This is a genomic window from Leptospira yanagawae serovar Saopaulo str. Sao Paulo = ATCC 700523 (assembly GCF_000332475.2).
Lineage (GTDB): Bacteria > Spirochaetota > Leptospiria > Leptospirales > Leptospiraceae > Leptospira_A > Leptospira_A yanagawae.
Genome location: NZ_AOGX02000024.1, coordinates 252,017 through 272,700, shown reverse-complemented (window position 1 = coordinate 272,700; position 20,684 = coordinate 252,017). Strand labels below are relative to the sequence as shown.

Here is a 20,684-nt window from a genome sequence, read left to right as displayed (position 1 = left end):
CCATGGCTAAAGGTTTAATCGGCGAAAAATTGGGCATGGCCCACATATTCAATAACGACGGTAAGATGGTTACTGTAACTGTTTTACGCGTGGGTCCTTGTTTTGTGTCCCAGGTAAAAACAGAAGCGAATGACGGCTACGAAGCAGTCCAATTGGCTTTTGGTGATGCCAAAGAGAAACACTTAACAAAGGCCGAGTTAGGACATATCAAAAAAGCGAATATCGCGACTCCTAAAAAAACTTTGGTTGAGTTCAAAGGGTTTGAGGGTGTTGCCGTGGGTTCAGAAGTGAAACTCGCAGATATTTTTGCTTTAGATGATACAGTAAAAGTGACCGGAACTTCAAAAGGGAAGGGAACACAAGGTGTTGTAAAACGCCATGGATTTGCTGGTGGTCCTGCAGGACACGGTTCTCGTTTCCAAAGACACCCTGGTTCGATTGGATCGAACACAACTCCTGGACGTGTGTTCAAGGGTTTGAAAATGGGCGGAAGAATGGGTTCTGAGCAGACAACTGTTCGAAACCTGAAAGTAGTAAAAATTGATGCAGACGCCAACTTGGTATTTGTATCCGGTCCGGTTCCAGGAAGGGAACGTGGTATCGTTACGATAGAAAAAATCGGATAGATAGGTAGAACATGAAAGCGCGTAAATACAATAAAGAAGGCGTATTCGTAAGCGAAGTTGAACTTCCGGCAGAATTATTTGCTACCGGCATTTCGCTTGGAGCCATCTATGATGCGGTTAAAGCTGAAAATGCGAACAACAGACAAGGGACACATTCTACGAAAGATCGTTCCGAAGTTCGCGGTGGGGGAATCAAACCTTGGGCTCAAAAAGGAACTGGTCGTGCAAGACAAGGATCCATCAGAGCTCCTCATTTCGTTGGTGGTGGTATCATTCATGGACCAAAACCAAGAGATTATTCCTCAAACCTGTCACGCAGCGTTAAGAAAAAGGCTGTTCTCTCCATCCTGAATAAAAAGGCAGAAGAAAACAGAATCGCGATCATAGAAGACGTAGAACCTTCTTCTTACTCCACAAAGTCCATCTACAACATTTTGAAGAACATGGACATTGCAGAGAAGGGTAACGTGGGTTTTGTGGTAGCTGGTGAAAACCAATTCCTCAAAAAATCCACTCGCAATATAGAGAACCTCAAATATGTGAACAGCAAACGAGTCGTTTGCCGAGACATCCTCTATAATAACAAGTTAGTAATCTCTGAAAGCGCTTTAAAAGAGCTTCAGGCTCAGTATTCTAAGAAGGGATAAGACAGTGAACCTAGAGAATGTAATCTTATCACCAGTTGTAACAGAGAAGTCGCAAGACCTTCAAACAATTGGCGAACGTATGGGAAAAAGAACTGTCAAGTATACGTTCAAAGTCCACCCGGATGCGAACAAAACTTTGATCAAACAGGCTCTGAAACAAATGTATAACGTGGTTCCAACAAATGTAAACGTCGCAGTTTACCGTGGGAAAATGAAACGTTTTAGAAACATGCCGTCACAAAGACCTCACTACAAAAAAGCCGTAGTGACGTTCGCTGACGGAGCAAATTTGGATTTTGCTAAGGTTTAATTATGGGAATTAGAAAACTTAAACCCACAACGCAATCTAGCCGGTATTATTCCGTATTAGATTTCAAAGAAATCACAGAAGTGGTTCCTTACAAACCACTCACTGCCAATTTCTCTTACAAGGCTGGTCGTGACAATAAGGGTCGGATTGCTGTTAGACGCAAAGGTGGACGTAACAAAAGAAAGTTTCGTATCATCGATTTCAAACGTAACAAGTTTGGAATTCCTGCGACTGTCAAAACAATTGAATACGATCCAAACCGCTCTTCATTCATCGCACTTGTTTGTTATGCGGATGGTGAATACCGATACATTTTAGCTCCTAACGGTTTAAAGGTTGGGGATAAAATAGAATCAGGTCCAAATGCAGAAATCAAACTAGGGAATACACTTCCTTTAGATAAAATCCCTGCAGGAACGAACGTTCACAACATCGAACTCCATATTGGAAAAGGTGGCCAGATCGCAAGAACAGCAGGTTCCTTTGCTGTGATCTCCGCTAAAGACGGAGACTATGTTTCACTCAAACTCCCTTCTTCGGAAATCCGAAAGGTAAGGAAAGAGTGTTTGGCGACTGTTGGAGAACTCTCCAATAAAGACCATAACTTAGTCATCATTGGTAAAGCCGGTCGTAACCGTTGGTTAGGAAAAAGACCGAAAGTGAGAGGGGTCGTTATGAACCCTGTGGACCACCCACTCGGTGGTGGTGAAGGTAGAACTTCCGGTGGACGTCACCCAGTGACTCCTTGGGGTAAACCTACGAAAGGATTTAAAACACGTAAGACAAGACCGTCTGATCGTTTTATTGTCCAAAGACGTAAGAAAAACAGGAATAGGTAGGGTCTAGATACTCATGGCTAGAAGCTTAAAAAAAGGTCCGTTCATCGACGACCACCTCATGAAAAAAATTACCAAGTTAAATTCTGAAGGGAAAAAAACACCCTTCAAGTCTTGGTCCAGAAGAAGTACAATTTATCCAGACATGATTGGTCACACTGTGATGATTCATAATGGCAAAGCGTTTGTTCCGGTGTATGTAAACGAAAACATGATCGGTCACAAACTTGGTGAATTTGCTCCCACTAGAACCTTCAAAGGTCATGGTGGAGACAAAAAAGTAGCGAAGAAATAGGTAGAGTGATGGAAGCAAAAGCAGTTGGAAAACACCTAAGAATTTCTGCCAGAAAAGCTCGCCTGGTTGCTGATGAAGTTCGTGGATACGATTACAAAGAAGCAATTGATATCTTGCGTTTCACAAACAAAGCAGCAAGTTCAATGATCATTAACCTTCTCAATTCAGCAGTGGCAAATGCCATTCAGATGAACGAAAGTTTGGATCCAAATTCACTTTTTGTTAAAAAAATCTATGTGGATGACGGCCCTATCATGAAACGTTTCCGCCCAAGAGCACGAGGACGTGCATCTAGGATCCGTAAACGCCTTAGCCACATTACAGTTGTTGTCTCTGAAATCGAAAAGAAGGTTAGCTAATTTATGGGTCAAAAAGTAAATCCAATCGGACTACGAATCGGAATCACACGTAACTGGGATTCGGTTTGGTTTTCCAAACAAGATTACATTAAAAATCTTCACGAAGATATCAAGATCCGTAGATTCCTTCTGAAGAAATTCAAAAATGCATCCGTTGTCAAAATCATAATCGAAAGATTCCCTGAAAAAATCAACGTGAACCTCCATACTTCTAAACCAGGTATGGTGATTGGTCAAAAAGGCCAAAACATCGAAGCGGTAAAACAAGAACTTAAAAAGTTCGCTGATAAGCCGATTGGAATGAACATCATCGAAGTGAAAAAACCTGAGATCATCGCACAAGCGATTGCTGAAACAGTGGCCCTTCAAATCGAACAAAGGATGCCATTCCGTCGAGTGATGAAAGCGGAACTTCGTCGTGCGATGCGCGGTGGAGTAGAAGGTGTGAAAATCCAAATCTCCGGACGACTTAACGGAGCGGATATGGCAAGAACAGAAAAGTATATGGAAGGACGGTTTCCACTCCATACACTTCGTGCCAAAATTGATTTTGGATTCAAAGAAGCTCTCACGACTTTCGGTCAGATCGGTGTGAAAGTATGGACTTATACAGGTGACTACTTCCCAACAAAAGAAGAGTCCGATGAAGATAAATACGCTGTAAAACGTAGAACGAGTTAAGAAGTACTAAAGAGAAACCATCATGTTAGCACCTAAACGAGTAAAATTTAGAAAACGCCAAAGAGGGCGCTTAAAAGGTAAGGACGAAAGAGGTTCTTACGTTGCGTTCGGAGAGTTTGGTTTAAAAGCCATTTCTTCCGGTCGTATCACTGCGCGCCAAATTGAGGCTGCAAGGATCACCATCAACCGCCAAGTGAAACGAGGTGGGAAATTATGGATCAGGATCTTCCCTCATTTACCAATCACTAAAAAACCTGCTGAAACTCGTATGGGTAAAGGTAAAGGTAACCCTGAGTTCTGGATTGCTGAAATCCGACCAGGAAGAGTTCTTTTTGAAATGGCTGGTGTTGATGAAGACACGGCAAGAAAAGCACTCCACCTAGCAGCTTTTAAACTGCCAGTAGAAACTTCATTTGTTAAGAGGAACGTTTTATGAAAGACGATTTCAAATCACTTTCTCCAGAAGATTTGAAGAAAGAAATTCTTTCCTCTTCCGAAGAAGTAAGAAAAGCAAGATTCCAATTTGGTGTTACAAGATCTCTTGAGAACCCAAAGGTAATCCGCAATCATAAGAAGAGAATTGCCCAAGCACTCACTGTCCTTCGTGAGAAGGAACTCAGCGCAAAAGGTAAACTCAAACAAATCGCACCAAAGGCTGGTTCAGCTCCAAAAGCTGCCAAAACTAGCAAAGGTAAGAAGAAGTAGGTTATGGAAGATAAAAACTCTAAAAAGTCTTTAACCATCCAAGGTGTAGTAGTGAGCGATGCTATGGATAAAACTGTAGTGATCGAAATCATCACAAGAAAAGTACACCCACGGTTTAAGAAGATTATGACCAGAACTTCTCGTGTGAAAATTCACGATGAGAAGAACGAGTGTCAAGTTGGTGATCGAGTCATCGCTGTGGAAACAAGACCACTTTCTAAACAGAAACACCATAAACTTGTAAAGGTAATTGAGAAGGCTAAATTAGTATGATCCAACAAGAAACTATTTTACAAGTAGCCGATAACTCGGGTGTGAAAAAAGTCATGTGCGTTAAAGTGCTTGGCGGTTCGAAAAAACGCTACGCAACGCTTGGTGACGAAATCATCGTCGCTGTGAAAGAAGCACAACCTGCATACGGTCTTCGTGACGGGCAAGGGAAAAAAGTGCATAACAAAGCGGTTCAAAGAGCCGTTGTCGTAAGAACGAAAAAAGAAGTTCGTCGTCCAGACGGAACCTATATCCGTTTTGATGACAATGCGGTTGCCATCATCGATGATAAAGGCAATCCAAAAGGAACAAGGATCTTCGGACCTGTTGCCCGCGAACTTCGTGATAAAAAATACATGAAAATTATATCTCTAGCTCCGGAGGTTCTCTAAAATGGCGACTAAGTTAGCATATAGAGGTTCCGAGCCTACTAAATTCAAAAAAACAAAAATCAAAAAGGACGATGAAGTTCTTGTGATTTCTGGAAAAGAAAAAGGAAAAAAAGGGAAAGTTCTCGCTGTTGATAAACGCAAAGACCGTGTTTATATCGAAGGTGTGAACAAACGAAAAAGATTCGTTCGCCCAACTCAGGAAAACCCTGGTGGTGGTGCGATTGAAATCGAATTCCCAATCCATATTTCCAATGTGATGTTTCACGACGCAAAAGCAGAGAACAAAGCGAAGCCAAAGAAGAAAATTAAGGCTGTACGCTTGGGCTTTGCCAAGAAGGATGGTAAATCCGTACGAGTGACTCGACCTGAAGGGAAAGAAGTATAGATATGGTACCTAGGCTTAAATCAAAATACGAAAAGGAAATTCGTCCTACACTCCAAAAGTCACTCGGCTTTCAAAGTGTGATGCGAGTTCCTAAACTCGAAAAAATCGTAATCAACGTAGGGATGGGCGAAGCTCATACCAACCCAAAAGCAATGGAAGCTTGCCTTGTGGAGATTGGCCAAATCACAGGCCAAAGGCCAGTGAAAACTTTTGCTAAGAAATCAATCGCTGGTTTCAAAGTGAGAGAAGGTATGGTGCTCGGTTGCAAAGTGACTCTTCGTGGTCATCATATGTATGAGTTCCTTGATCGTTTTATCAACGTAGCCCTTCCACGGGTTCGTGACTTTCGTGGTGTGAGCCCGAAAGGTTTTGATGGAAGAGGGAATTATAACCTTTCCGTCAGAGAACAGATCATTTTCCCAGAGATCCAATTTGATAAAATCAACACGATCTATGGAATCAATATCACTTTCGTAACGAACACGGAAGTGGACAAAGAAGCGTTCGAATTATTCCAAGCCTTCGGTATGCCTTACCGAACGGCTGGTAAGTAGGAGATTACTCATGGCGAAAAAATCAATGATGGAACGCCACGCCAAAGAGCAAAAATTCAAAGTGAGAGAGTACAATCGTTGCCCTCTTTGTGGTCGATCACGCGCTTATTTGCGCCGCTTTGATATGTGTCGTCTTTGCTTCCGGGACCTTGCTAGCAAGGCTCAGATCCCCGGTGTGAAAAAGTCCTCCTGGTAATTAGGTTAAGGTAAGATATGAGTCTTTCAGATCCAATCGCAGATATGCTAACAAGAATTAGAAACGCACAACAAGCTAAACATGAGCTTTGTGTGATTCCTGGTAGCAAAATCAAAAAGTCCATCCTAGATCTTCTTAAAGAAGAAGGTTTTGTAGATGATGTTCAAACTGTAAAAAATGGAAGTTTTGATGACTTCCAAGTAAAACTAAAATATGACACGGAAAAAAAACCAGTGATTCGTATGATCGAAAGAGTATCCACTCCAGGTCGTCGAGTTTACATCCAATCTGGTGAAATCCGTCCGTTCCGAAATAACATCGGAACCCTCATCCTTTCGACTTCGAAAGGTGTGATGACTGGGAAACGTGCTCGTAAACTCAGAGTAGGAGGGGAAGTTCTCTGTAAGGTATTCTAGAGAACGATAACACTATGTCTCGAGTTGGAAAAAGTATCATCAAATTGCCTGCAAAGGTAGAAGTAAAAGCAGATGCAGAAGCCCTTACCATCAAAGGGCCGTTAGGGGAATTAAAAACTCCTATTTACGAAGGTGTAAGTGCCAACGTAGAAAACGGGGAACTAGTTTTTACTCGTAAAAGTGAAGACCAAAAGACTGTGGCACTCCATGGTCTTGTTCGTTCTCTTGCGATGAACTGCGTAAAAGGAGTCACTTCTGGTTGGGAAAAAAACCTAGAAATCACTGGGGTCGGTTACCGTGCACAAAAACGCGGTAAGGATCTCGTGATGGCACTTGGTTATTCTCATGAAGTGGTATTTCCTGAACCAAATGGCATCAAAATTGAAGTCGCAGATCAGCTCAAAATCAAAGTATCGGGGATAGACCGACAACTGGTTGGACAAGTTGCGGCTGATATTCGTTCCAAAAGACCTCCTGAGCCTTACAAGGGTAAAGGGATCAAATACGCGAATGAATACATCCGTAGAAAGGCCGGAAAAACCGGTAAGAAGTAGAACGTCATGATCAACAAGACAGCTAAAAATACGAAAAGATTGAGAAGAGCGGAGCGAGTTCGATACAAAATCCGCCAAACATCGGAAAGACCTCGGTTAGTGTTTAACAAAACAAACCGTTACCTCACTGCACAAATCATTGATGATGCAAAGGGTGTAACATTAGTTTACGCAACTACCCTCGAGAAAGATTTTCCGAAACATGAAAATTCTAAGAAGAGTAAATCGGCTGCAACCGAACTCGGTAAAGTAGTCGCTGACAAGGCGAAAAAAGCAGGTGTTTCGCAAGTGGTTTTAGACCGTTCTGGAATGGTTTACCATGGAAGGATCGCTGCGTTTGCTGATTCTGCCCGCGAAGGTGGATTGGAGTTCTAAATGATGTTAGAAGAAGAAACAAAAGAATTTACTGAGAAGGTCGTAAAAATCGACCGAGTTGCCAAAGTTGTGAAAGGGGGACGTCGTTTCTCCTTTAACGCACTTTCTGTAGTTGGTGACTCCAAAGGGAAAGTAGGAATTGGTTTTGGAAAAGCAAATGAAGTTCCAGATGCCATCCGAAAGTCCATTGAATCGGCAAAAAAGAATTTAAAATCCATTCACTATATCGGTCACACAGTTCCACACGATGTGGTGGGACAGTTTAAGTCTGCTCGAGTGATTTTGAAACCAGCTTCTCCAGGAACTGGGATCATCGCGGGAGCATCTGTTCGTTCCGTATTGGAAAGAGCAGGGATCCAAGATGTTTTAACAAAGTCATGGGGATCTTCAAACCCGATGAACATTGTGAAGGCGACTATGGATGCTTTACAACAGTTGGAAACTCCGTCAATGGCGGTGAAACGACGTGGTGTTAGTCTCAAACATTTGTTTGGGCAAGATCTATAAAAGGGTACTGACAATGGAAGAAGTGATCGTAACGCAAGAAAGAAGTTCTATTGGCATCATTCCAATGCACAAAAAAACTCTGATTGCTCTAGGCCTGAAAAAGAAAGGCCAATCCAAAAAACACAAAATGACTCCCCAATTGAAAGGGATGTTACGACAAGTAGGTTACTTGTTGAAAGTGGAAAAGGTATAATCATATGGCACAAGATAGAATTGAACAAGGTCGTGGATTCGGCGCAAAACGTCCGAAAAAATCCACATCTCTCGGCAATAAAAACTTGGTTCCCGTTCCGGAAGGCGCAAAAACGTCTCCGAAACGAGTGGGCCAGGGTCCAGGATCGGGGATGGGAAAAACTTCCACTCGTGGTTCCAAAGGACAAAGAGCGCGTGCAGCTTCGATGCGACGTGGATTCGAAGGGGGTCAGCTCCCTCTCCACAGACGTTTGCCAAAACGTGGTTTTACCAATATTTTCTCTGTTGAATTCCAACCAGTAAACTTAGTTGCCTTAACAAAAGCTGGTCTTTCTGGGGAAGTCACTCCAGCGGTTCTGAAAGCAAAATCTTTGATTAAGTCTGAAATAGGACCGATCAAATTATTAGGAACAGGAGAAGTGACAACTGCCATTACCATTACGGTAGATGCTTTTTCTGCCTCCGCAAAAGAGAAAATCGAAAAAGCTGGTGGAAAAGTCATCATCAGAGAAAAGAAAAAAGAAGAGAAAAAAAACTAGATAAACTATGTTTCAAACCATCGCTAACATCTTTCGAATCCCGGAATTAAGATCTAAAATCCTATTTACGATCGGTATGTTGTTACTTTTCAGAATGGGAACTCACGTGACCATTCCTGGGATCAACAGTTTGATTGTAACGGGCATTACTGCCGATCCAAGTGAAGGTTTCCTTGGAATGGTAGATTTGTTTGCTGGTGGTGCTCTTCTCAAATTTTCTATTTTTGCACTTGGGATCATGCCTTATATCTCTTCATCGATCATCATGCAACTTGTGATGGTTCTCATTCCTAGTTTGCAGAAGATGCAAAAAGAAGGGGAAGAAGGTAGGAAAAAAATCCAACAGTACACAAAGTACGGAACTCTTATCCTTTGTGCGATCCAATCCCTTGCGGTGATCCAACTTGCTAATTCTTGGTCCACTGGATCAGGAACTGCTCAAGCAAAATACCCAGGTCTCATCAACCCATCTGTAGAGGGATACTTTTTACCAATTGCGATGCTTTCCATCACAACGGGAACGGTTCTTCTCATTTGGCTTGGGGAACAAATCACAGAACGTGGAATCGGGAACGGAATTTCCCTGATTATCTTTGCTGGTATCATCGGTCGTATGCCGGAAGCACTCATTGCGATGTTTACTTCTGATACTTCTGACGCACTTAGTATCCTCATTCTAATCATTATCTTTATTGTTCTCATTTCTCTTACGGTGATTTTAACCCAAGGGGTTCGCCGGGTTCCATTAAATTATGGAAAACAAATGGTGGGTAGAAAGATGGTTCAGGCTCGTAGCCAATCCATTCCTTTCAAAGTGAACAGTGCCAACGTAATGCCAATTATCTTTGCATCTTCGTTGATTTTATTCCCACAAACAATTGTTCAGTGGTTGTCTTCCAAGGGTGGACAATGGGCTGGTTGGGCTGTGATTATGGATTACTTTAATCCGTTCTCACAAATCTGGTACCATGCTTTATTTTACTATGTGATTTATACTTCTCTCATTATCTTCTTTGCCTATTTTTATACTGCGATTCAGTTCAACCCACAAGAGTTAGCTGATAACTTAAAAAAATACGGTGGATTTATCCCAGGTGTTCGTCCTGGTAGCCAAACTAAAGAAATGATTGAGAAAATTTTGAATCGTATCACCTTACCGGGTGCTCTTTTCCTTGCAGGTCTTGCTCTTGCTCCTTATCTCATCATTAAGTTCTTAAACCTAGGTTCAAACACCGGTGGTGGAACGTTAGTGTATACATTCGGAGGGACTTCTCTTCTCATTATGGTGGGTGTGGCACTCGAAACTTTAAAACAAATCGAAGCCCAACTTCTCATGAGAAATTATGAAGGTTTCATGAAAAAGACTAAAATCAAGGGAAGAGTGTAACGAATGAAGAGACTCATATTTATGGGCCCTCCAGGTGCTGGTAAGGGAACGCAAGCTGACATCATCAAAGAGAAATACAAAATCCCTCAGATTTCCACAGGAGATATCCTCCGTGCCGCTGTAAAAAATGGCACTGCTATGGGAATTGAAGCAAAAAAATTTATGGACGCGGGAGACCTTGTTCCAGATGCTGTCGTTATAGGCATAATTCGCGACCGTTTGGTCGAAGCTGATTGTGCGAATGGATTCATATTGGATGGATTTCCAAGGACGGTGGAGCAAGCAAAGGCTCTCTCGGAAATCCTCAAAGAGCTTCACATGGAGCTCGACTCCGTTGTCAACCTAGACGTTCCTGACGAAGAACTCGTCAAACGGTTGCTAGGTAGAGCGATCAAAGAAGGGCGCTCGGATGACAACGAAGAGACCATCAAAAACCGTCTGCATACTTACAACACCAAGACGTTGCCCCTGATTGACTTTTATAAAGGCACGGGGATCCTTCGGCAAATCAATGGTTTGGGAAGTATGGAAGAAATCACTAACACTATTTTAAAATCAATCCAGTAGGAGATAGACTCTGGCTAAGGAAGAAGCAATCACCATTGACGGGACCGTCTTAGAGCCGTTACCAAATGCGATGTTCCGTGTGGAACTTGAGAATGGTCACAAAGTTCTGGCGCACATTTCAGGAAAGATGCGTATGCATTACATTCGTATTTTGCCTGGAGACAAAGTCACTGTGGAACTTTCACCTTATGACTTAACCAAAGGCCGTATCACTTACAGAAAGAAATAGGAAACTATAATGAAAGTTAGAGCATCAGTCAAAAAAATCTGTCCAGAATGCAAAGTCATTCGCAGAAAAGGTGTAATCCGAGTGATTTGCACGAACCCAAAACACAAACAAAGGCAAAGATAGGAAGATATGGCACGTATCGCGGGTGTTGATTTACCATCAAACAAAAGAATAGTGATCGGTCTTACATACGTATTTGGTATTGGTAAGACATCCTCTCAAAATATCCTGAAAAAAGCAGGAATTGACGAATCTATCAGGGTGAAGGACCTCTCGGACGAACAAGAAGCCGCGATCCGACGAGTCATTGAAGAATCATACCAGGTAGAAGGGGATCTTCGTTCCGAAGTCAACCTAAACATCAAACGATTGATGGATGTGGGTTGTTATAGAGGTTTCCGTCACAGACGTGGACTTCCAGTCAATGGACAAAGAACGAGAACCAACGCAAGAACCCGTAAGGGAGTCAAGAAAACCGTAGCGAATAAGAAAAAGGCTACGAAGTAGAGGACTAATCCATGGCTGAAAAAGACGCAAAAAATAAAAAAGATACCAAAAAGGTTAAGAAAAAAGAAAAGAAAAATGTTCCACGGGGTAAGGTTTATATCCAAGCTTCGTTTAACAATACAATCGTATCCATTACGGATATGGCTGGCAACGTTCTTTCTTGGTCTTCTTCTGGAATGATGGGATTCCGTGGATCCAAAAAATCCACTCCTTATGCTGCACAAGTTGCGGCTACCAATGCTGCTGACAAGGCAATTGAAGCGGCTGGTTTATCAGAGGTGGATGTGATGGTTTCAGGTCCTGGAATTGGACGTGAGTCTGCCATTCGTTCTTTGACCACAAAAGGTCTATCAATCAAACTCATTAAAGACGTAACTCCGCTCCCTCACAATGGGTGCCGACCACGAAAAAGAAGAAGGGTGTAGGAATTAGATATGGCACGTTACCGAGGTCCAGTTGTTAAATTGATGAGAAGAGAGGGGCTTAACCTCTTTCTCAAAAATAGTCATACATTACATAAAGAAAAATCTTCCCTTGAAAAGAGAAAGTACCCACCAGGTCTTCCTCCAGAGAAAAAAGGAAAGATCACAGAATACGGAGCTCAGCTTCGTGAAAAACAAAAAGTAAAACGCGCTTACGGTGTCTTAGAAAAACAATTCCGTAGATACTTTGAAGAAGCGTCTCACACTCCAGGGATTCCTGGTGAGAACTTACTCCAATTCCTCGAAAGAAGATTGGATAACGTTCTCTATCGTATGGGTTTCGCTGTTACGAGAAGACAAGCTCGTAACTTTGTGGCACACAGGCACATCCTTGTGAATGGTCACCGCGTGGACATCTGTTCTTATCGTGTGAATGTTGGTGATAAAATCGAAATTCGTGAGAAGTTCCAAAAATCTGCGTTTATCGAAGAAAATATCAAACTAGCCCAGGCAATCAATCGAACTGCTTCTTGGGTGAGTGTGGATTATTCCAAGTTCTCAGGAGAAGTGTTATCACTTCCAACAAGAGAGCATATTGATATCCCTGTGAAAGAACAGGTAATCGTAGAGTTGTACTCGAAGTAAGAATTTAGAGAAGAAGGATACGACATTGTCTCCAAAGAATTTATTAAAAGGTTTTAAAAGACCCAAAAAAATCGAATTCACAACTGATGTGAATACACCAAACTACGGTAAGTTTGTTGCAGAACCTTTCGAAAGAGGAATTGGTACTACGATAGGGAACTCCCTTCGTCGTACCCTTATGTCTTCGATTGAAGGCGCAGCGATTTCCGCGATTCGGATTGAAGGAGTCTCACACGAGTTCTCTTACATTGAAGGTGTAGCAGAGGACGTAACTCGTATCATTCTTAACTTAAAACAAGTTCGAATCAAATACGAGCCTGAAGACAAAGAAGCAAGTAAAGTGATCCACTTGGAACTGAAAGGTGCTGGTTACTTCCGTGCGGCAGACTTGGCCGTCGATTCATCTATCGAAATCATGAACCCAGACCTTCATATTGCAACTCTCAATGAGGATGCCAATTTGATTATGGATTTGGAAATCCAAAGAGGACGTGGTTACGTTCCTGCGGAAGACAAAAAGAAAGATATCGAAGTTTTGGGAACGATCCCTATCGATTCTATCTTTTCTCCGATCCAAAAAGTATTGTTTGAAGTGTCCGAAACTCGTGTTGCACAACGTTCTGACTACGAAAAACTTACGATGGAAGTTTGGACTGATGGATCTGTGTCTCCTGAAGATGCAGTTGCACAAGCTGCTAAAATTTTAAAAGACCACCTCACTGTTTTCATTAATTTCGAAGAAGAAATTGAAGAGGAAGAAGAAGAGTTAGATGAAGCGGATGAAAAACTCAAAGCTGCTTTATCAAAACACGTGGAAGAATTAGAACTTTCTGTTCGTTCAACCAACGTCCTTCGCAGTTTGGAAATTGACTTCATTGGTGAACTCGTGAAGAGATCAGAAGATGAGATGACTAAATCAAAACACTTCAGCGAACAAAGTTTACAAGAATTGAAAGCGAAACTTTCTTCTATGGGACTTTCGTTCGGTATGAGAGATTTTTAAGATGAACAAACGAAATAAAGTTAAACAACTCAATAGATCAGCAGATCATAGAAAAGCTATGATCCAAAATATGGTAATCTCTCTTCTCCGTCATGAAAGAATTGAATCTTCTGTGGCGAAGTTGAAAGTAGCTCGCTCCTATGCAGAACGAATCATTACAAGAGCGAAAAAAAATCTAGATGCTAACTTGGCAAATTTGGACGAACAAAAGAAAAATGCTGCGATCCTTCACAATACAAGATACCTTTATAGCCATCTTGGTGACCAAGAAATCGTAAACAAACTTTTGAAAGATCTTGCCAATCGTTATGCAGAAAGAGTAGGTGGATACACTAGAATCATCCGTCTTGTGAACCGTCCTTCTGACAACACGGCGATGGGTATTTTAGAGCTTGTGGACCGCAAAACACAAGATGAATTAAAAGCCGAAACGAAAGCAAAACGAGAAGAAAAAAAACCAGCCAAAAAGGAAGAAAAACCGAAAAAGGCAAAAAAAGAAAAAGTAGCAGCTGCTAAATAAACGTTAGTCCGCTAACACGAATTCTTTGCTATAAAAACCTACTTAAGGGAAATCTTAGGTAGGTTTTTTTATTGCCTTCCTCCGTACTTCCTATATCGTTTAACCTCCGAAATCTATGGAATCCTCTCTTCCTATCTCAGACCGTATCTGGTTCACCAGTTTTTCCGAAAGTCCAATTGGTATGGCCATCACGGATTTGCAAACAGGACTTTACGTGGAAGCAAATGAAGTGTATTGCAAGTGGCTCGGGCGAAACAGGGAAGAGGTAATCGGGAAAACCACGATTGATTTAGGGATTTATTCCAATTTATCCTATCGCGATGTGATCCTTTCCAAATTGAAAACAGATGGATTTGTATTGAACTTTGAAGTCCCTCTTGTGACCAAAACGGGGGAAACGGTTACAATTCTATTTAGTGGTAAAATTGTAGAGGGTGGAAAGTACTTACTCAGTGCAGGGCAAAATATAACTGCTTTAAAAGAGAAAGAGAACTTGGCAAATGCCCTACAAAAAGAATTAAAAATCAGTAAAGAATTATTTGAGAGTGTCTTTCGATTGAATCCCGCTGCTGTCAGTTTATCCAACGCGGAAACGGGAAGATACGATGATGTAAACGAAGCATATTGCCGCTTAATTGGATTTAGTCGAGAGGAAATCATTGGTCGTACTTCTCACGATTTAAATATATGGATCACCAAATTGGACAGAGCCCGGTTGATGGCGGAAGTCCAAAAAAAAGGTTGGAGTACGGGAATGGAAGCCAGTATCCGCATGAAATCAGGTGAAATTCGGCACGTGGTATCGGGAAATACTCTCCTGAACCATGATGGTAGGGTTACGTTACTTGCTATCTTAATCGATATCACAGAAGCCAAACAAAACAAAGAAGCTTTAGAGTTTGCAGTAAAAGAGCGAACGAAAGAACTGAATCGTATTTTAGATGACCTTCAAAAAACCCAAGACCAATTGATACTTTCTGAAAAAATGGCCACCCTCGGGCAACTTGTGGCGAGTGTTGCTCATGAAATCAACAACCCACTCGCGGCGATTTCTGCTTTCAGTGAACAATTACAAAATCGTTTAGGTGATTTTGGTGTTAGGCTTATGGAAATCAGAGAATGTATGGGGAAGTATTCGAATGCAGATGCCGAAGAAATCATCCGTTGGATTTCAGAACTCTTCAAGGTGAAACCAAAAACTCATAGTTTTTCGGAGACTCGTAAAATTAAAAAAAATTTAGAATCACTGTTTAGTTCCGCTAGTATCGATTCACCTTATGATTTGGCAGATCGTATCGTCGATTTGGGAGTATCTGATTATATATTAGAGAATACGAATTTCATTGAGAAACTAAAAAACACACCGATTCTAAGTATCATATTGAATGAACTCCATGCATTGCGAAGTATTGAATCCATTCGTTTGGCTGTAGAAAGAACCTCTAAAATTGTATATAGTTTGAAAAATTATGGAAGGATGGATAGAGGATCTGCAAAAATGCCAACCAATATTGTGGAAACCATTGAAACCGTTCTCACTCTATACCAAAACAAAATGAAATCAGGGATAGAATGCATTCGTTTGTACAATGCAAATCCGGTGATTCCAGGTTACCCAGATGAACTCATTCAAATTTGGACCAACTTAATTTATAATGCCCTACAGGCGATGCACTTCAAAGGAAAACTAACTGTGCAGGTGGAAGAAACCAATACTGATGTGGAGGTTTCGATCAAAGACAATGGACCAGGGATACCCACTTCGATCCAAAAACGAATTTTTGAACCTTTTTATACCACAAAAGAAAAAGGGGAAGGTACGGGACTTGGGCTTGGGATTGTGAAACAATCAGTGGAAGAAAGGCACAAAGGCCAAATTCGTTTTTTTTCCGAACCTGGCCATACCGTTTTTATCGTTTCGATCCCTAAACTCTAGCCAACTGTTTTTGTAATTCTTCAGCAACGAGATCAAAATCTTCGTTTTGGATGACTGTTTTGTATGCAGATGCAACAATAGGATGGCGTTTTTCATCGAGTTGGATGAGGTTCGGTAATACCTTTAACCCATAAAATCCATTGGTGATTTTTTCAGGCCTTGTGCCATATGCAAGGTCATAGCCATACTTACGGTCCCTTGTGTCCGATCCAAAACATGCTAACATAAAATCGGTCATACCCGACAAACCGTTAAAGGTAGTAGGATCTCCACCAAGTAATACTCCAATGGAAACCATTTCATTAAAAAATCGGTTACTCAAATGAAAAAGGGTATTGTCCACATTTCCACCTAACTCACGTTTGAAATAACCTTCTACGAGTCCCATCGCAAGTGCATAAATAGTTTTCAATGCACCACCTAACTGTACTCCTTTGGTATCCCTAGAATTGATGGCAGGCCTTGTAAATACATAATTATTGGTCAGGAGTTCTTTCAGTTTTGGGATGAGTGAATCCTCAAATGCTGAAATTTCAAAACCGGAAATTTTCCGTTCCATGATTTGGTCAGGGTAACATGCACCTGATACGACTGCCAAACGATCCCTTTCGATGAGTAACAGTTCATTTAAGTCTTCTAGAATGAGACCCTTTTTGGAACCAGTGAATCCTTTGATCACATTCACCATAGGGGATTTGTTTTTTTGTAAGTAGGTTCTGATTTTGGAATAAACCGCATCAAATTCCCATGGGTTTGTTCCTTGCACAAATAGTGTAGCAGATTCTAAGACATCTGGGTTATCCGAAAACTCTATATTTGGTGGGAGTTTATAGATGGGATAGTGGATGATATCTCGCCTTTCTTCATTGCTACGAGTTACCATTTCTGAATCAGGGTGGTAGATGGTAACTTTCACATTTTTATTTGCTAGGATACAAGCGAAAGCCACTGACATGTTAGAAGAACCAATGATCACTACGTGTTCGTCAGGTTTTTTTGGCAGGGAGATCAGTTGGTTTGTTTCCCTAACATCACCCTTATACAAGTTTCGATAGGTTCCATGTTTGTGTTTGTTGAGATTACTGCCTACAAGTAGGGCTAAATTATCGATGATGAACTGTTTTTTGTCACCAGTTCCAGGAAAGGAAATTTGTTCGATGTGAGAAGGAAAACTTTCCATTTCCTTTTTTGTTAATTCACCAACAAGCACAGGTTTGCCGATGACTAGTTTTCCTACCGCTTGGTTGAAAAGTAGTCCTTCGATCGGAAGGATTTTTTCCGTTCCTTCGAGTGAGATTGGTAATATGACTTTATTTGCAACATAATGGTACACTGTGTCCACAAATGGCATAAGCCTTCCATCTCTTGACCTTGTACCTTCTGGGAAGATGGAGATGACCTTTCCGTCGGACTGTAGTTTCTGGGAGTTACGGAAGGCACGCATATTGATTTTTGTCATCACATCGGAAAGAGATGGGTTGTCTGCCATGTCCTTTTTGGAACATACAAGTAAAGTCCCAAACATATAAAGTCCAAGTCGTGTGAAGTCTGGTTCGAAGGCGAGGCGGCCTGCAATGAAGACTAGGGATTCCGCAATTTTACGACCCTCGGGACCAGAATTATAAAGCAGAGTAAAAATGGCAGGGGCGTCCAAATGGCTTAAGTGGTTGGAGATCAGTGTGACAGGGTATTTGCCGATGATGCCATCGAGGAGTTTTAGATTTTCTGTTCCTTCCACTTTGAATTTCTTCATGATGGGATCGAGGAATTTGAGCATAAAATCCCGAGGTTCTGGACGAATGTCGGTGTAGACACCGATTTCTTCTAATCGTTCTGGTTCCTGGAAGATTTCCATCACCTTCGGTTTGGGTGTGGCTTGTGATAGAACTAAGAATTCCTCTAAAATGGATTTTGCTTCTAATTCCGAAAGACCGGATTTTACAAATAAGTGAATGTTTTCAAAAAATTCTTTGTGCCAACGTCCCAAAGTGGCTTCTTTTTCTGTCATGTATGCCTCTAAACCGACATCAGCGTACTGAAAAGTTTCGATTTGTCTATTCGATTTTTACATTTGATTGCGTAAATCCTGGATTTCTCTAACCTGACTTCTTGGGTGATCGAGATCCCGGTATGAATCAAAAAAACAAATCAATTTCCTCGGAACAAAAATGGATTCCTGATGGATTTCATTTTTTAGGACCAGAAGAAAGTAAAAACCGGCGAATTTTACTACAAACATTTTCAGAACTCTTTGAAAGAGAAGGGTATTCTGAAATCACTTTGCCTAGTTTTGATTATTCGAATTCGTTTCGTTCGCAGTTGCAGGAAGGTGTCGAGAGTTTACTCGTCGCAAAAGACTGGGATGGAAATGAATTATCGCCTGGCGTAGATCTCACCTTACAAGTGGTAAAAGGGATGGCGGCAAGGTCCCATTGGGAAGAAAACCAAAACGTATACTACTTTGCTAAAAAAATCAGAGACCATAAAAAACGGAACGCTTCACGCCGAGAGGTATTACAAATTGGGGTCGAAAGCCTAGGAAAAAGTGATACCAATCACTTAATTTCCCAAATCCAAATTTTACAAAAACTTTGGAAGAATACCTTACCAAATAAATCATTTACGATCGTGTTTGGTCATTCCTCATTTTTTCGTTCACTCTTACAAATTCTTGGATGGAATGAGGAACAAACAAAAGTTTTACGACAGTTTTTATACACAAAAAACATTCCAGAACTTTTGTCACTTGCGGCACGTGAGAATACAAGTGATTCTCATATGGAAATCATTCATTTATTGTTAAAACCAATTCCTTCTAGTGAGATCCAAACATTTATAAATCGTTTGGATAAAGTTTTGACTAAAAATGAAATCCTCATAATTCAAGAGGATTTAAAAGCGATCACTTCGTTTTTTGATGTTTGGAACAAACAAATGGCATCGATATCCTGTATATGGGATCCTTCCCTGGTAAGAGATTTATCGTATTACACTGGTTTTATGTTCCAAGGGTATGTAGAACAAGATCCTGAACCAGTATTCGCTGGTGGTGTTTATAATGAATTGTATGCAAGTTTTACTGGAATTCCAAAAGACGCATGTGGATTTGCGCTCCATTTGGATTCTATTGAAGTATTGATAAATAAGGAAAAATGAGGAAATTATGCCTGCAAATTTAGTTGTTGGAGCCCAGTGGGGTGATGAAGGAAAGGCAAAAGTAATTGATTACCTTTCAAAAGATACTGATATCATTGTTCGGTACCAAGGTGGTGCCAATGCTGGTCATACTGTTGTTGTTGGTGGAAAAAAATACATCTTTCATTTGGTTCCTTCTGGAATCATCTATGATAATACCACTTGTGTGATCGGGAATGGAGTCGTTCTTGATCCTGAATATTTTTTAAAAGAATGTGCTGATTTGGAAACCCATGGCTTCCGAGTGAAGGACAAAGTTCTTATCAGTGATTCTTGCCATATTTTACTCCCTTACCACCGTTTGATTGATGAAGCAAGAGAAGCAGGTTCTTCTCCTGAACGAAAAATAGGTACCACCAAAAAAGGAATCGGGATGTGTTATGCAGACAAAATGCTTCGAAACGGCGTACGTGCAGGGGATCTTCTCGATAAAGACAATTTAAAACGAAAACTAAATCACATCTTGGAAGTGAAAAACCAAGAGTTGGTGAAGTATTATGATTTAGAACCCGTGAATCCAAACGAAATGTATGATTTCCTCTTGGATTTTGCGGATAAAATGGGAAAAAATATCATTAACACGGTATATTACCTCAACTCTGAATTAGAAAAGGGAAAAAGGGTTTTACTCGAAGGGGCGCAAGGGACAGGGCTTGATATCGATTTTGGAACTTATCCTTATGTAACCAGTTCCAATCCAACCACTGGTGGTGCACTTGCTGGATCGGGAGTCAGTTTTCGGTATTTACAAGATGTGATTGGTATTACCAAAGCATACGCCACTCGGGTGGGAGAAGGACCTTTCCCATCTGAAATTTTAGGGGAAGCGGGTGACGTGCTACGGAAGTTAGGTGGAGAATACGGCTCTACTACTGGTCGGCCAAGACGTTGTGGTTGGTTTGATGTGCAAATGATCAAACATGCTGTAACTGTTAACGGAATCAATTCACTTGTTTTAACAAAAATTGACGTTCTCAGTCATTATGATTCCATCCCTGTAGTAATCGGTTATGAATACAAAGGTAAAAAATTAGATTTTTTCCCATCACAAGGGTTGGAAGACGTCAAACCGTTGTTTGCTGAGTTTAAAGGATGGAAGGATGATATCTCAGGTATCAACTCGTTTGCAAAACTTCCAAGCCTCTGTCAGTCTTACATCAAGTCTTTGCAAGAGTTAGTGAAAACAAAAATTGGAATTGTTTCCACAGGACCTGATCGTGACCACACGATCATTATGGATTAAAAAAAAGAGGAGTTCCGAATCTTTTTTTTAAGTAGTTGTTGACCGAGAAAGGTGGTTCGATATTCTTGGCTACAGAACGAGTCGTTAGCTCAGCTGGTAGAGCAATTCCCTTTTAAGGAATGGGTCCGGGGTTCGAATCCCCGACGACTCAAAAATGAGAGTTCGATGAACTCTTAGTTCGTTCAAAAAAC

33 protein-coding genes and 1 tRNA gene are annotated in these 20,684 nt (G+C 41.2%); 33 read left to right on the top strand and 1 reads right to left on the bottom strand.

What is annotated here, in order from left to right; all coding sequences use genetic code 11:
- The first annotated feature begins 2 nt into the window (after positions 1-2).
- The 30 genes from rplC to LEP1GSC202_RS12875 all read left to right on the top strand — a co-directional run bounded on the left by rplC (position 3) and on the right by LEP1GSC202_RS12875 (position 16,055).
- Complete coding sequence (gene rplC, locus LEP1GSC202_RS13010) at positions 3-626, top strand: 50S ribosomal protein L3 (RefSeq protein ID WP_012388940.1); 624 nt, start codon at positions 3-5, stop codon at positions 624-626.
- Between the two features lie 11 nt (positions 627-637).
- Entirely contained in the window at positions 638-1,273 is a 636-nt protein-coding gene (rplD, locus tag LEP1GSC202_RS13005; protein ID WP_015678264.1) for a 50S ribosomal protein L4, read from the top strand.
- A 4-nt stretch (positions 1,274-1,277) separates the two neighbouring features.
- On the top strand, positions 1,278-1,583 hold the full coding sequence (locus tag LEP1GSC202_RS13000) for a 50S ribosomal protein L23 (RefSeq protein WP_012388938.1): 306 nt from the start codon (positions 1,278-1,280) through the stop codon (positions 1,581-1,583).
- Between the two features lie 2 nt (positions 1,584-1,585).
- A complete protein-coding gene (rplB, locus tag LEP1GSC202_RS12995) occupies positions 1,586-2,422 on the top strand; it encodes a 50S ribosomal protein L2 (protein ID WP_015677973.1) in 837 nt (278 codons plus the stop codon).
- 13 nt (positions 2,423-2,435) lie between these two features.
- Entirely contained in the window at positions 2,436-2,714 is a 279-nt protein-coding gene (gene rpsS, locus LEP1GSC202_RS12990) for a 30S ribosomal protein S19 (RefSeq protein WP_002974021.1), read from the top strand.
- A gap of 8 nt (positions 2,715-2,722) precedes the next feature.
- A complete protein-coding gene (rplV, locus tag LEP1GSC202_RS12985; RefSeq protein ID WP_012476297.1) occupies positions 2,723-3,073 on the top strand; it encodes a 50S ribosomal protein L22 in 351 nt (116 codons plus the stop codon).
- Between the two features lie 3 nt (positions 3,074-3,076).
- Positions 3,077-3,754: a 30S ribosomal protein S3 gene (gene rpsC, locus LEP1GSC202_RS12980; protein ID WP_015678131.1), complete on the top strand. Its 678-nt coding sequence runs from the start codon at positions 3,077-3,079 to the stop codon at positions 3,752-3,754.
- A 22-nt stretch (positions 3,755-3,776) separates the two neighbouring features.
- Positions 3,777-4,190 carry a 50S ribosomal protein L16 gene (gene rplP / locus LEP1GSC202_RS12975; RefSeq protein WP_015678382.1) on the top strand — a complete coding sequence of 138 codons (414 nt, stop codon included), beginning with the start codon at positions 3,777-3,779 and terminating at the stop codon, positions 4,188-4,190.
- Positions 4,187-4,459: a 50S ribosomal protein L29 gene (gene rpmC / locus LEP1GSC202_RS12970; RefSeq protein ID WP_015678229.1), complete on the top strand. Its 273-nt coding sequence runs from the start codon at positions 4,187-4,189 to the stop codon at positions 4,457-4,459. Before rplP ends, rpmC begins: the two co-directional genes overlap by 4 nt.
- Positions 4,460-4,462: 3 nt before the next feature.
- Positions 4,463-4,732, top strand: a complete 270-nt coding sequence (gene rpsQ, locus LEP1GSC202_RS12965) for a 30S ribosomal protein S17 (protein WP_012388932.1) — start codon at positions 4,463-4,465, stop codon at positions 4,730-4,732.
- Positions 4,729-5,121: a 50S ribosomal protein L14 gene (gene rplN, locus LEP1GSC202_RS12960; RefSeq protein ID WP_002974152.1), complete on the top strand. Its 393-nt coding sequence runs from the start codon at positions 4,729-4,731 to the stop codon at positions 5,119-5,121. The genes rpsQ and rplN overlap by 4 nt, the downstream gene beginning before the upstream one ends.
- Position 5,122: 1 nt before the next feature.
- Complete coding sequence (rplX, locus tag LEP1GSC202_RS12955) at positions 5,123-5,506, top strand: 50S ribosomal protein L24 (RefSeq protein ID WP_012388931.1); 384 nt, start codon at positions 5,123-5,125, stop codon at positions 5,504-5,506.
- Between the two features lie 2 nt (positions 5,507-5,508).
- Positions 5,509-6,060 (top strand): 50S ribosomal protein L5, encoded by a 552-nt coding sequence (gene rplE / locus LEP1GSC202_RS12950; protein ID WP_015678219.1) that lies wholly within the window; start codon positions 5,509-5,511, stop codon positions 6,058-6,060.
- A 10-nt stretch (positions 6,061-6,070) separates the two neighbouring features.
- Positions 6,071-6,256, top strand: a complete 186-nt coding sequence (locus LEP1GSC202_RS19680) for a type Z 30S ribosomal protein S14 (RefSeq protein ID WP_012476296.1) — start codon at positions 6,071-6,073, stop codon at positions 6,254-6,256.
- Between the two features lie 17 nt (positions 6,257-6,273).
- Positions 6,274-6,672, top strand: a complete 399-nt coding sequence (gene rpsH, locus LEP1GSC202_RS12945) for a 30S ribosomal protein S8 (protein WP_002973604.1) — start codon at positions 6,274-6,276, stop codon at positions 6,670-6,672.
- Between the two features lie 14 nt (positions 6,673-6,686).
- A complete protein-coding gene (gene rplF / locus LEP1GSC202_RS12940) occupies positions 6,687-7,226 on the top strand; it encodes a 50S ribosomal protein L6 (protein ID WP_015677958.1) in 540 nt (179 codons plus the stop codon).
- Between the two features lie 6 nt (positions 7,227-7,232).
- Positions 7,233-7,601, top strand: coding sequence for a 50S ribosomal protein L18 (gene rplR / locus LEP1GSC202_RS12935; RefSeq protein ID WP_039928998.1), 369 nt, complete (start codon positions 7,233-7,235; stop codon positions 7,599-7,601).
- Positions 7,602-7,604: 3 nt separating this feature from the next.
- Positions 7,605-8,108 carry a 30S ribosomal protein S5 gene (gene rpsE / locus LEP1GSC202_RS12930; protein ID WP_002973816.1) on the top strand — a complete coding sequence of 168 codons (504 nt, stop codon included), beginning with the start codon at positions 7,605-7,607 and terminating at the stop codon, positions 8,106-8,108.
- A 13-nt stretch (positions 8,109-8,121) separates the two neighbouring features.
- Positions 8,122-8,301, top strand: coding sequence for a 50S ribosomal protein L30 (rpmD, locus tag LEP1GSC202_RS12925; RefSeq protein WP_002974048.1), 180 nt, complete (start codon positions 8,122-8,124; stop codon positions 8,299-8,301).
- A gap of 4 nt (positions 8,302-8,305) precedes the next feature.
- The gene (rplO, locus tag LEP1GSC202_RS12920; RefSeq protein WP_015677989.1) at positions 8,306-8,839 is read left to right on the top strand and encodes a 50S ribosomal protein L15; all 534 of its coding nucleotides are present in this window, start codon (positions 8,306-8,308) and stop codon (positions 8,837-8,839) included.
- Positions 8,840-8,846: 7 nt separating this feature from the next.
- Positions 8,847-10,226 carry a preprotein translocase subunit SecY gene (secY, locus tag LEP1GSC202_RS12915; protein ID WP_015678147.1) on the top strand — a complete coding sequence of 460 codons (1,380 nt, stop codon included), beginning with the start codon at positions 8,847-8,849 and terminating at the stop codon, positions 10,224-10,226.
- 3 nt (positions 10,227-10,229) lie between these two features.
- Positions 10,230-10,793: an adenylate kinase gene (locus LEP1GSC202_RS12910; RefSeq protein ID WP_039928997.1), complete on the top strand. Its 564-nt coding sequence runs from the start codon at positions 10,230-10,232 to the stop codon at positions 10,791-10,793.
- Positions 10,794-10,803: 10 nt separating this feature from the next.
- On the top strand, positions 10,804-11,022 hold the full coding sequence (gene infA / locus LEP1GSC202_RS12905) for a translation initiation factor IF-1 (protein ID WP_012476295.1): 219 nt from the start codon (positions 10,804-10,806) through the stop codon (positions 11,020-11,022).
- A 9-nt stretch (positions 11,023-11,031) separates the two neighbouring features.
- Positions 11,032-11,145 (top strand): 50S ribosomal protein L36, encoded by a 114-nt coding sequence (gene rpmJ / locus LEP1GSC202_RS19675; protein ID WP_002974084.1) that lies wholly within the window; start codon positions 11,032-11,034, stop codon positions 11,143-11,145.
- Positions 11,146-11,151: 6 nt separating this feature from the next.
- A complete protein-coding gene (rpsM, locus tag LEP1GSC202_RS12900) occupies positions 11,152-11,529 on the top strand; it encodes a 30S ribosomal protein S13 (protein ID WP_035983662.1) in 378 nt (125 codons plus the stop codon).
- An 11-nt stretch (positions 11,530-11,540) separates the two neighbouring features.
- Entirely contained in the window at positions 11,541-11,954 is a 414-nt protein-coding gene (rpsK, locus tag LEP1GSC202_RS12895) for a 30S ribosomal protein S11 (RefSeq protein ID WP_012388922.1), read from the top strand.
- A gap of 9 nt (positions 11,955-11,963) precedes the next feature.
- Complete coding sequence (gene rpsD, locus LEP1GSC202_RS12890) at positions 11,964-12,596, top strand: 30S ribosomal protein S4 (RefSeq protein ID WP_015677993.1); 633 nt, start codon at positions 11,964-11,966, stop codon at positions 12,594-12,596.
- A 25-nt stretch (positions 12,597-12,621) separates the two neighbouring features.
- Positions 12,622-13,599: a DNA-directed RNA polymerase subunit alpha gene (locus LEP1GSC202_RS12885; protein WP_002974165.1), complete on the top strand. Its 978-nt coding sequence runs from the start codon at positions 12,622-12,624 to the stop codon at positions 13,597-13,599.
- Between the two features lies 1 nt (position 13,600).
- Positions 13,601-14,119 carry a 50S ribosomal protein L17 gene (rplQ, locus tag LEP1GSC202_RS12880; RefSeq protein ID WP_039928996.1) on the top strand — a complete coding sequence of 173 codons (519 nt, stop codon included), beginning with the start codon at positions 13,601-13,603 and terminating at the stop codon, positions 14,117-14,119.
- A 115-nt stretch (positions 14,120-14,234) separates the two neighbouring features.
- Complete coding sequence (locus LEP1GSC202_RS12875; protein ID WP_015678247.1) at positions 14,235-16,055, top strand: PAS domain-containing sensor histidine kinase; 1,821 nt, start codon at positions 14,235-14,237, stop codon at positions 16,053-16,055.
- On the opposite strand, the gene LEP1GSC202_RS12870 is transcribed toward LEP1GSC202_RS12875, so the two are convergent.
- Positions 16,045-18,063, bottom strand: coding sequence for a 1-acyl-sn-glycerol-3-phosphate acyltransferase (locus tag LEP1GSC202_RS12870; protein ID WP_015677966.1), 2,019 nt, complete (start codon positions 18,061-18,063; stop codon positions 16,045-16,047). The two genes, LEP1GSC202_RS12875 and LEP1GSC202_RS12870, sit on opposite strands and share 11 nt — an antisense overlap.
- Before the next feature lie 122 nt (positions 18,064-18,185).
- Here LEP1GSC202_RS12870 and LEP1GSC202_RS12865 point away from each other — a divergent pair, with 122 nt between their 5' ends.
- The 3 genes from LEP1GSC202_RS12865 to LEP1GSC202_RS12855 all read left to right on the top strand — a co-directional run bounded on the left by LEP1GSC202_RS12865 (position 18,186) and on the right by LEP1GSC202_RS12855 (position 20,644).
- The gene (locus tag LEP1GSC202_RS12865) at positions 18,186-19,211 is read left to right on the top strand and encodes an ATP phosphoribosyltransferase regulatory subunit (protein WP_015678263.1); all 1,026 of its coding nucleotides are present in this window, start codon (positions 18,186-18,188) and stop codon (positions 19,209-19,211) included.
- A gap of 7 nt (positions 19,212-19,218) precedes the next feature.
- Positions 19,219-20,493, top strand: a complete 1,275-nt coding sequence (locus tag LEP1GSC202_RS12860) for an adenylosuccinate synthase (protein ID WP_015677991.1) — start codon at positions 19,219-19,221, stop codon at positions 20,491-20,493.
- A 78-nt stretch (positions 20,494-20,571) separates the two neighbouring features.
- A tRNA-Lys gene (locus tag LEP1GSC202_RS12855) sits at positions 20,572-20,644 on the top strand.
- Positions 20,645-20,684 lie beyond the last annotated feature (40 nt).

Coding starts and splice junctions, on each gene's coding strand:
- rplC (WP_012388940.1), top strand. CDS start 3: ATGGCTAAAGGTTTAATCGGCGAAAAATTGGGCATGGCCCACATATTC.
- rplD (WP_015678264.1), top strand. CDS start 638: ATGAAAGCGCGTAAATACAATAAAGAAGGCGTATTCGTAAGCGAAGTT.
- rplB (WP_015677973.1), top strand. CDS start 1,586: ATGGGAATTAGAAAACTTAAACCCACAACGCAATCTAGCCGGTATTAT.
- rpsS (WP_002974021.1), top strand. CDS start 2,436: ATGGCTAGAAGCTTAAAAAAAGGTCCGTTCATCGACGACCACCTCATG.
- rplV (WP_012476297.1), top strand. CDS start 2,723: ATGGAAGCAAAAGCAGTTGGAAAACACCTAAGAATTTCTGCCAGAAAA.
- rpsC (WP_015678131.1), top strand. CDS start 3,077: ATGGGTCAAAAAGTAAATCCAATCGGACTACGAATCGGAATCACACGT.
- rplP (WP_015678382.1), top strand. CDS start 3,777: ATGTTAGCACCTAAACGAGTAAAATTTAGAAAACGCCAAAGAGGGCGC.
- rpmC (WP_015678229.1), top strand. CDS start 4,187: ATGAAAGACGATTTCAAATCACTTTCTCCAGAAGATTTGAAGAAAGAA.
- rpsQ (WP_012388932.1), top strand. CDS start 4,463: ATGGAAGATAAAAACTCTAAAAAGTCTTTAACCATCCAAGGTGTAGTA.
- rplN (WP_002974152.1), top strand. CDS start 4,729: ATGATCCAACAAGAAACTATTTTACAAGTAGCCGATAACTCGGGTGTG.
- rplX (WP_012388931.1), top strand. CDS start 5,123: ATGGCGACTAAGTTAGCATATAGAGGTTCCGAGCCTACTAAATTCAAA.
- rplE (WP_015678219.1), top strand. CDS start 5,509: ATGGTACCTAGGCTTAAATCAAAATACGAAAAGGAAATTCGTCCTACA.
- LEP1GSC202_RS19680 (WP_012476296.1), top strand. CDS start 6,071: ATGGCGAAAAAATCAATGATGGAACGCCACGCCAAAGAGCAAAAATTC.
- rpsH (WP_002973604.1), top strand. CDS start 6,274: ATGAGTCTTTCAGATCCAATCGCAGATATGCTAACAAGAATTAGAAAC.
- rplF (WP_015677958.1), top strand. CDS start 6,687: ATGTCTCGAGTTGGAAAAAGTATCATCAAATTGCCTGCAAAGGTAGAA.
- rplR (WP_039928998.1), top strand. CDS start 7,233: ATGATCAACAAGACAGCTAAAAATACGAAAAGATTGAGAAGAGCGGAG.
- rpsE (WP_002973816.1), top strand. CDS start 7,605: ATGTTAGAAGAAGAAACAAAAGAATTTACTGAGAAGGTCGTAAAAATC.
- rpmD (WP_002974048.1), top strand. CDS start 8,122: ATGGAAGAAGTGATCGTAACGCAAGAAAGAAGTTCTATTGGCATCATT.
- rplO (WP_015677989.1), top strand. CDS start 8,306: ATGGCACAAGATAGAATTGAACAAGGTCGTGGATTCGGCGCAAAACGT.
- secY (WP_015678147.1), top strand. CDS start 8,847: ATGTTTCAAACCATCGCTAACATCTTTCGAATCCCGGAATTAAGATCT.
- LEP1GSC202_RS12910 (WP_039928997.1), top strand. CDS start 10,230: ATGAAGAGACTCATATTTATGGGCCCTCCAGGTGCTGGTAAGGGAACG.
- rpmJ (WP_002974084.1), top strand. CDS start 11,032: ATGAAAGTTAGAGCATCAGTCAAAAAAATCTGTCCAGAATGCAAAGTC.
- rpsM (WP_035983662.1), top strand. CDS start 11,152: ATGGCACGTATCGCGGGTGTTGATTTACCATCAAACAAAAGAATAGTG.
- rpsK (WP_012388922.1), top strand. CDS start 11,541: ATGGCTGAAAAAGACGCAAAAAATAAAAAAGATACCAAAAAGGTTAAG.
- rpsD (WP_015677993.1), top strand. CDS start 11,964: ATGGCACGTTACCGAGGTCCAGTTGTTAAATTGATGAGAAGAGAGGGG.
- rplQ (WP_039928996.1), top strand. CDS start 13,601: ATGAACAAACGAAATAAAGTTAAACAACTCAATAGATCAGCAGATCAT.
- LEP1GSC202_RS12875 (WP_015678247.1), top strand. CDS start 14,235: ATGGAATCCTCTCTTCCTATCTCAGACCGTATCTGGTTCACCAGTTTT.
- LEP1GSC202_RS12870 (WP_015677966.1), bottom strand. CDS start 18,063: ATGACAGAAAAAGAAGCCACTTTGGGACGTTGGCACAAAGAATTTTTT.
- LEP1GSC202_RS12865 (WP_015678263.1), top strand. CDS start 18,186: ATGAATCAAAAAAACAAATCAATTTCCTCGGAACAAAAATGGATTCCT.
- LEP1GSC202_RS12860 (WP_015677991.1), top strand. CDS start 19,219: ATGCCTGCAAATTTAGTTGTTGGAGCCCAGTGGGGTGATGAAGGAAAG.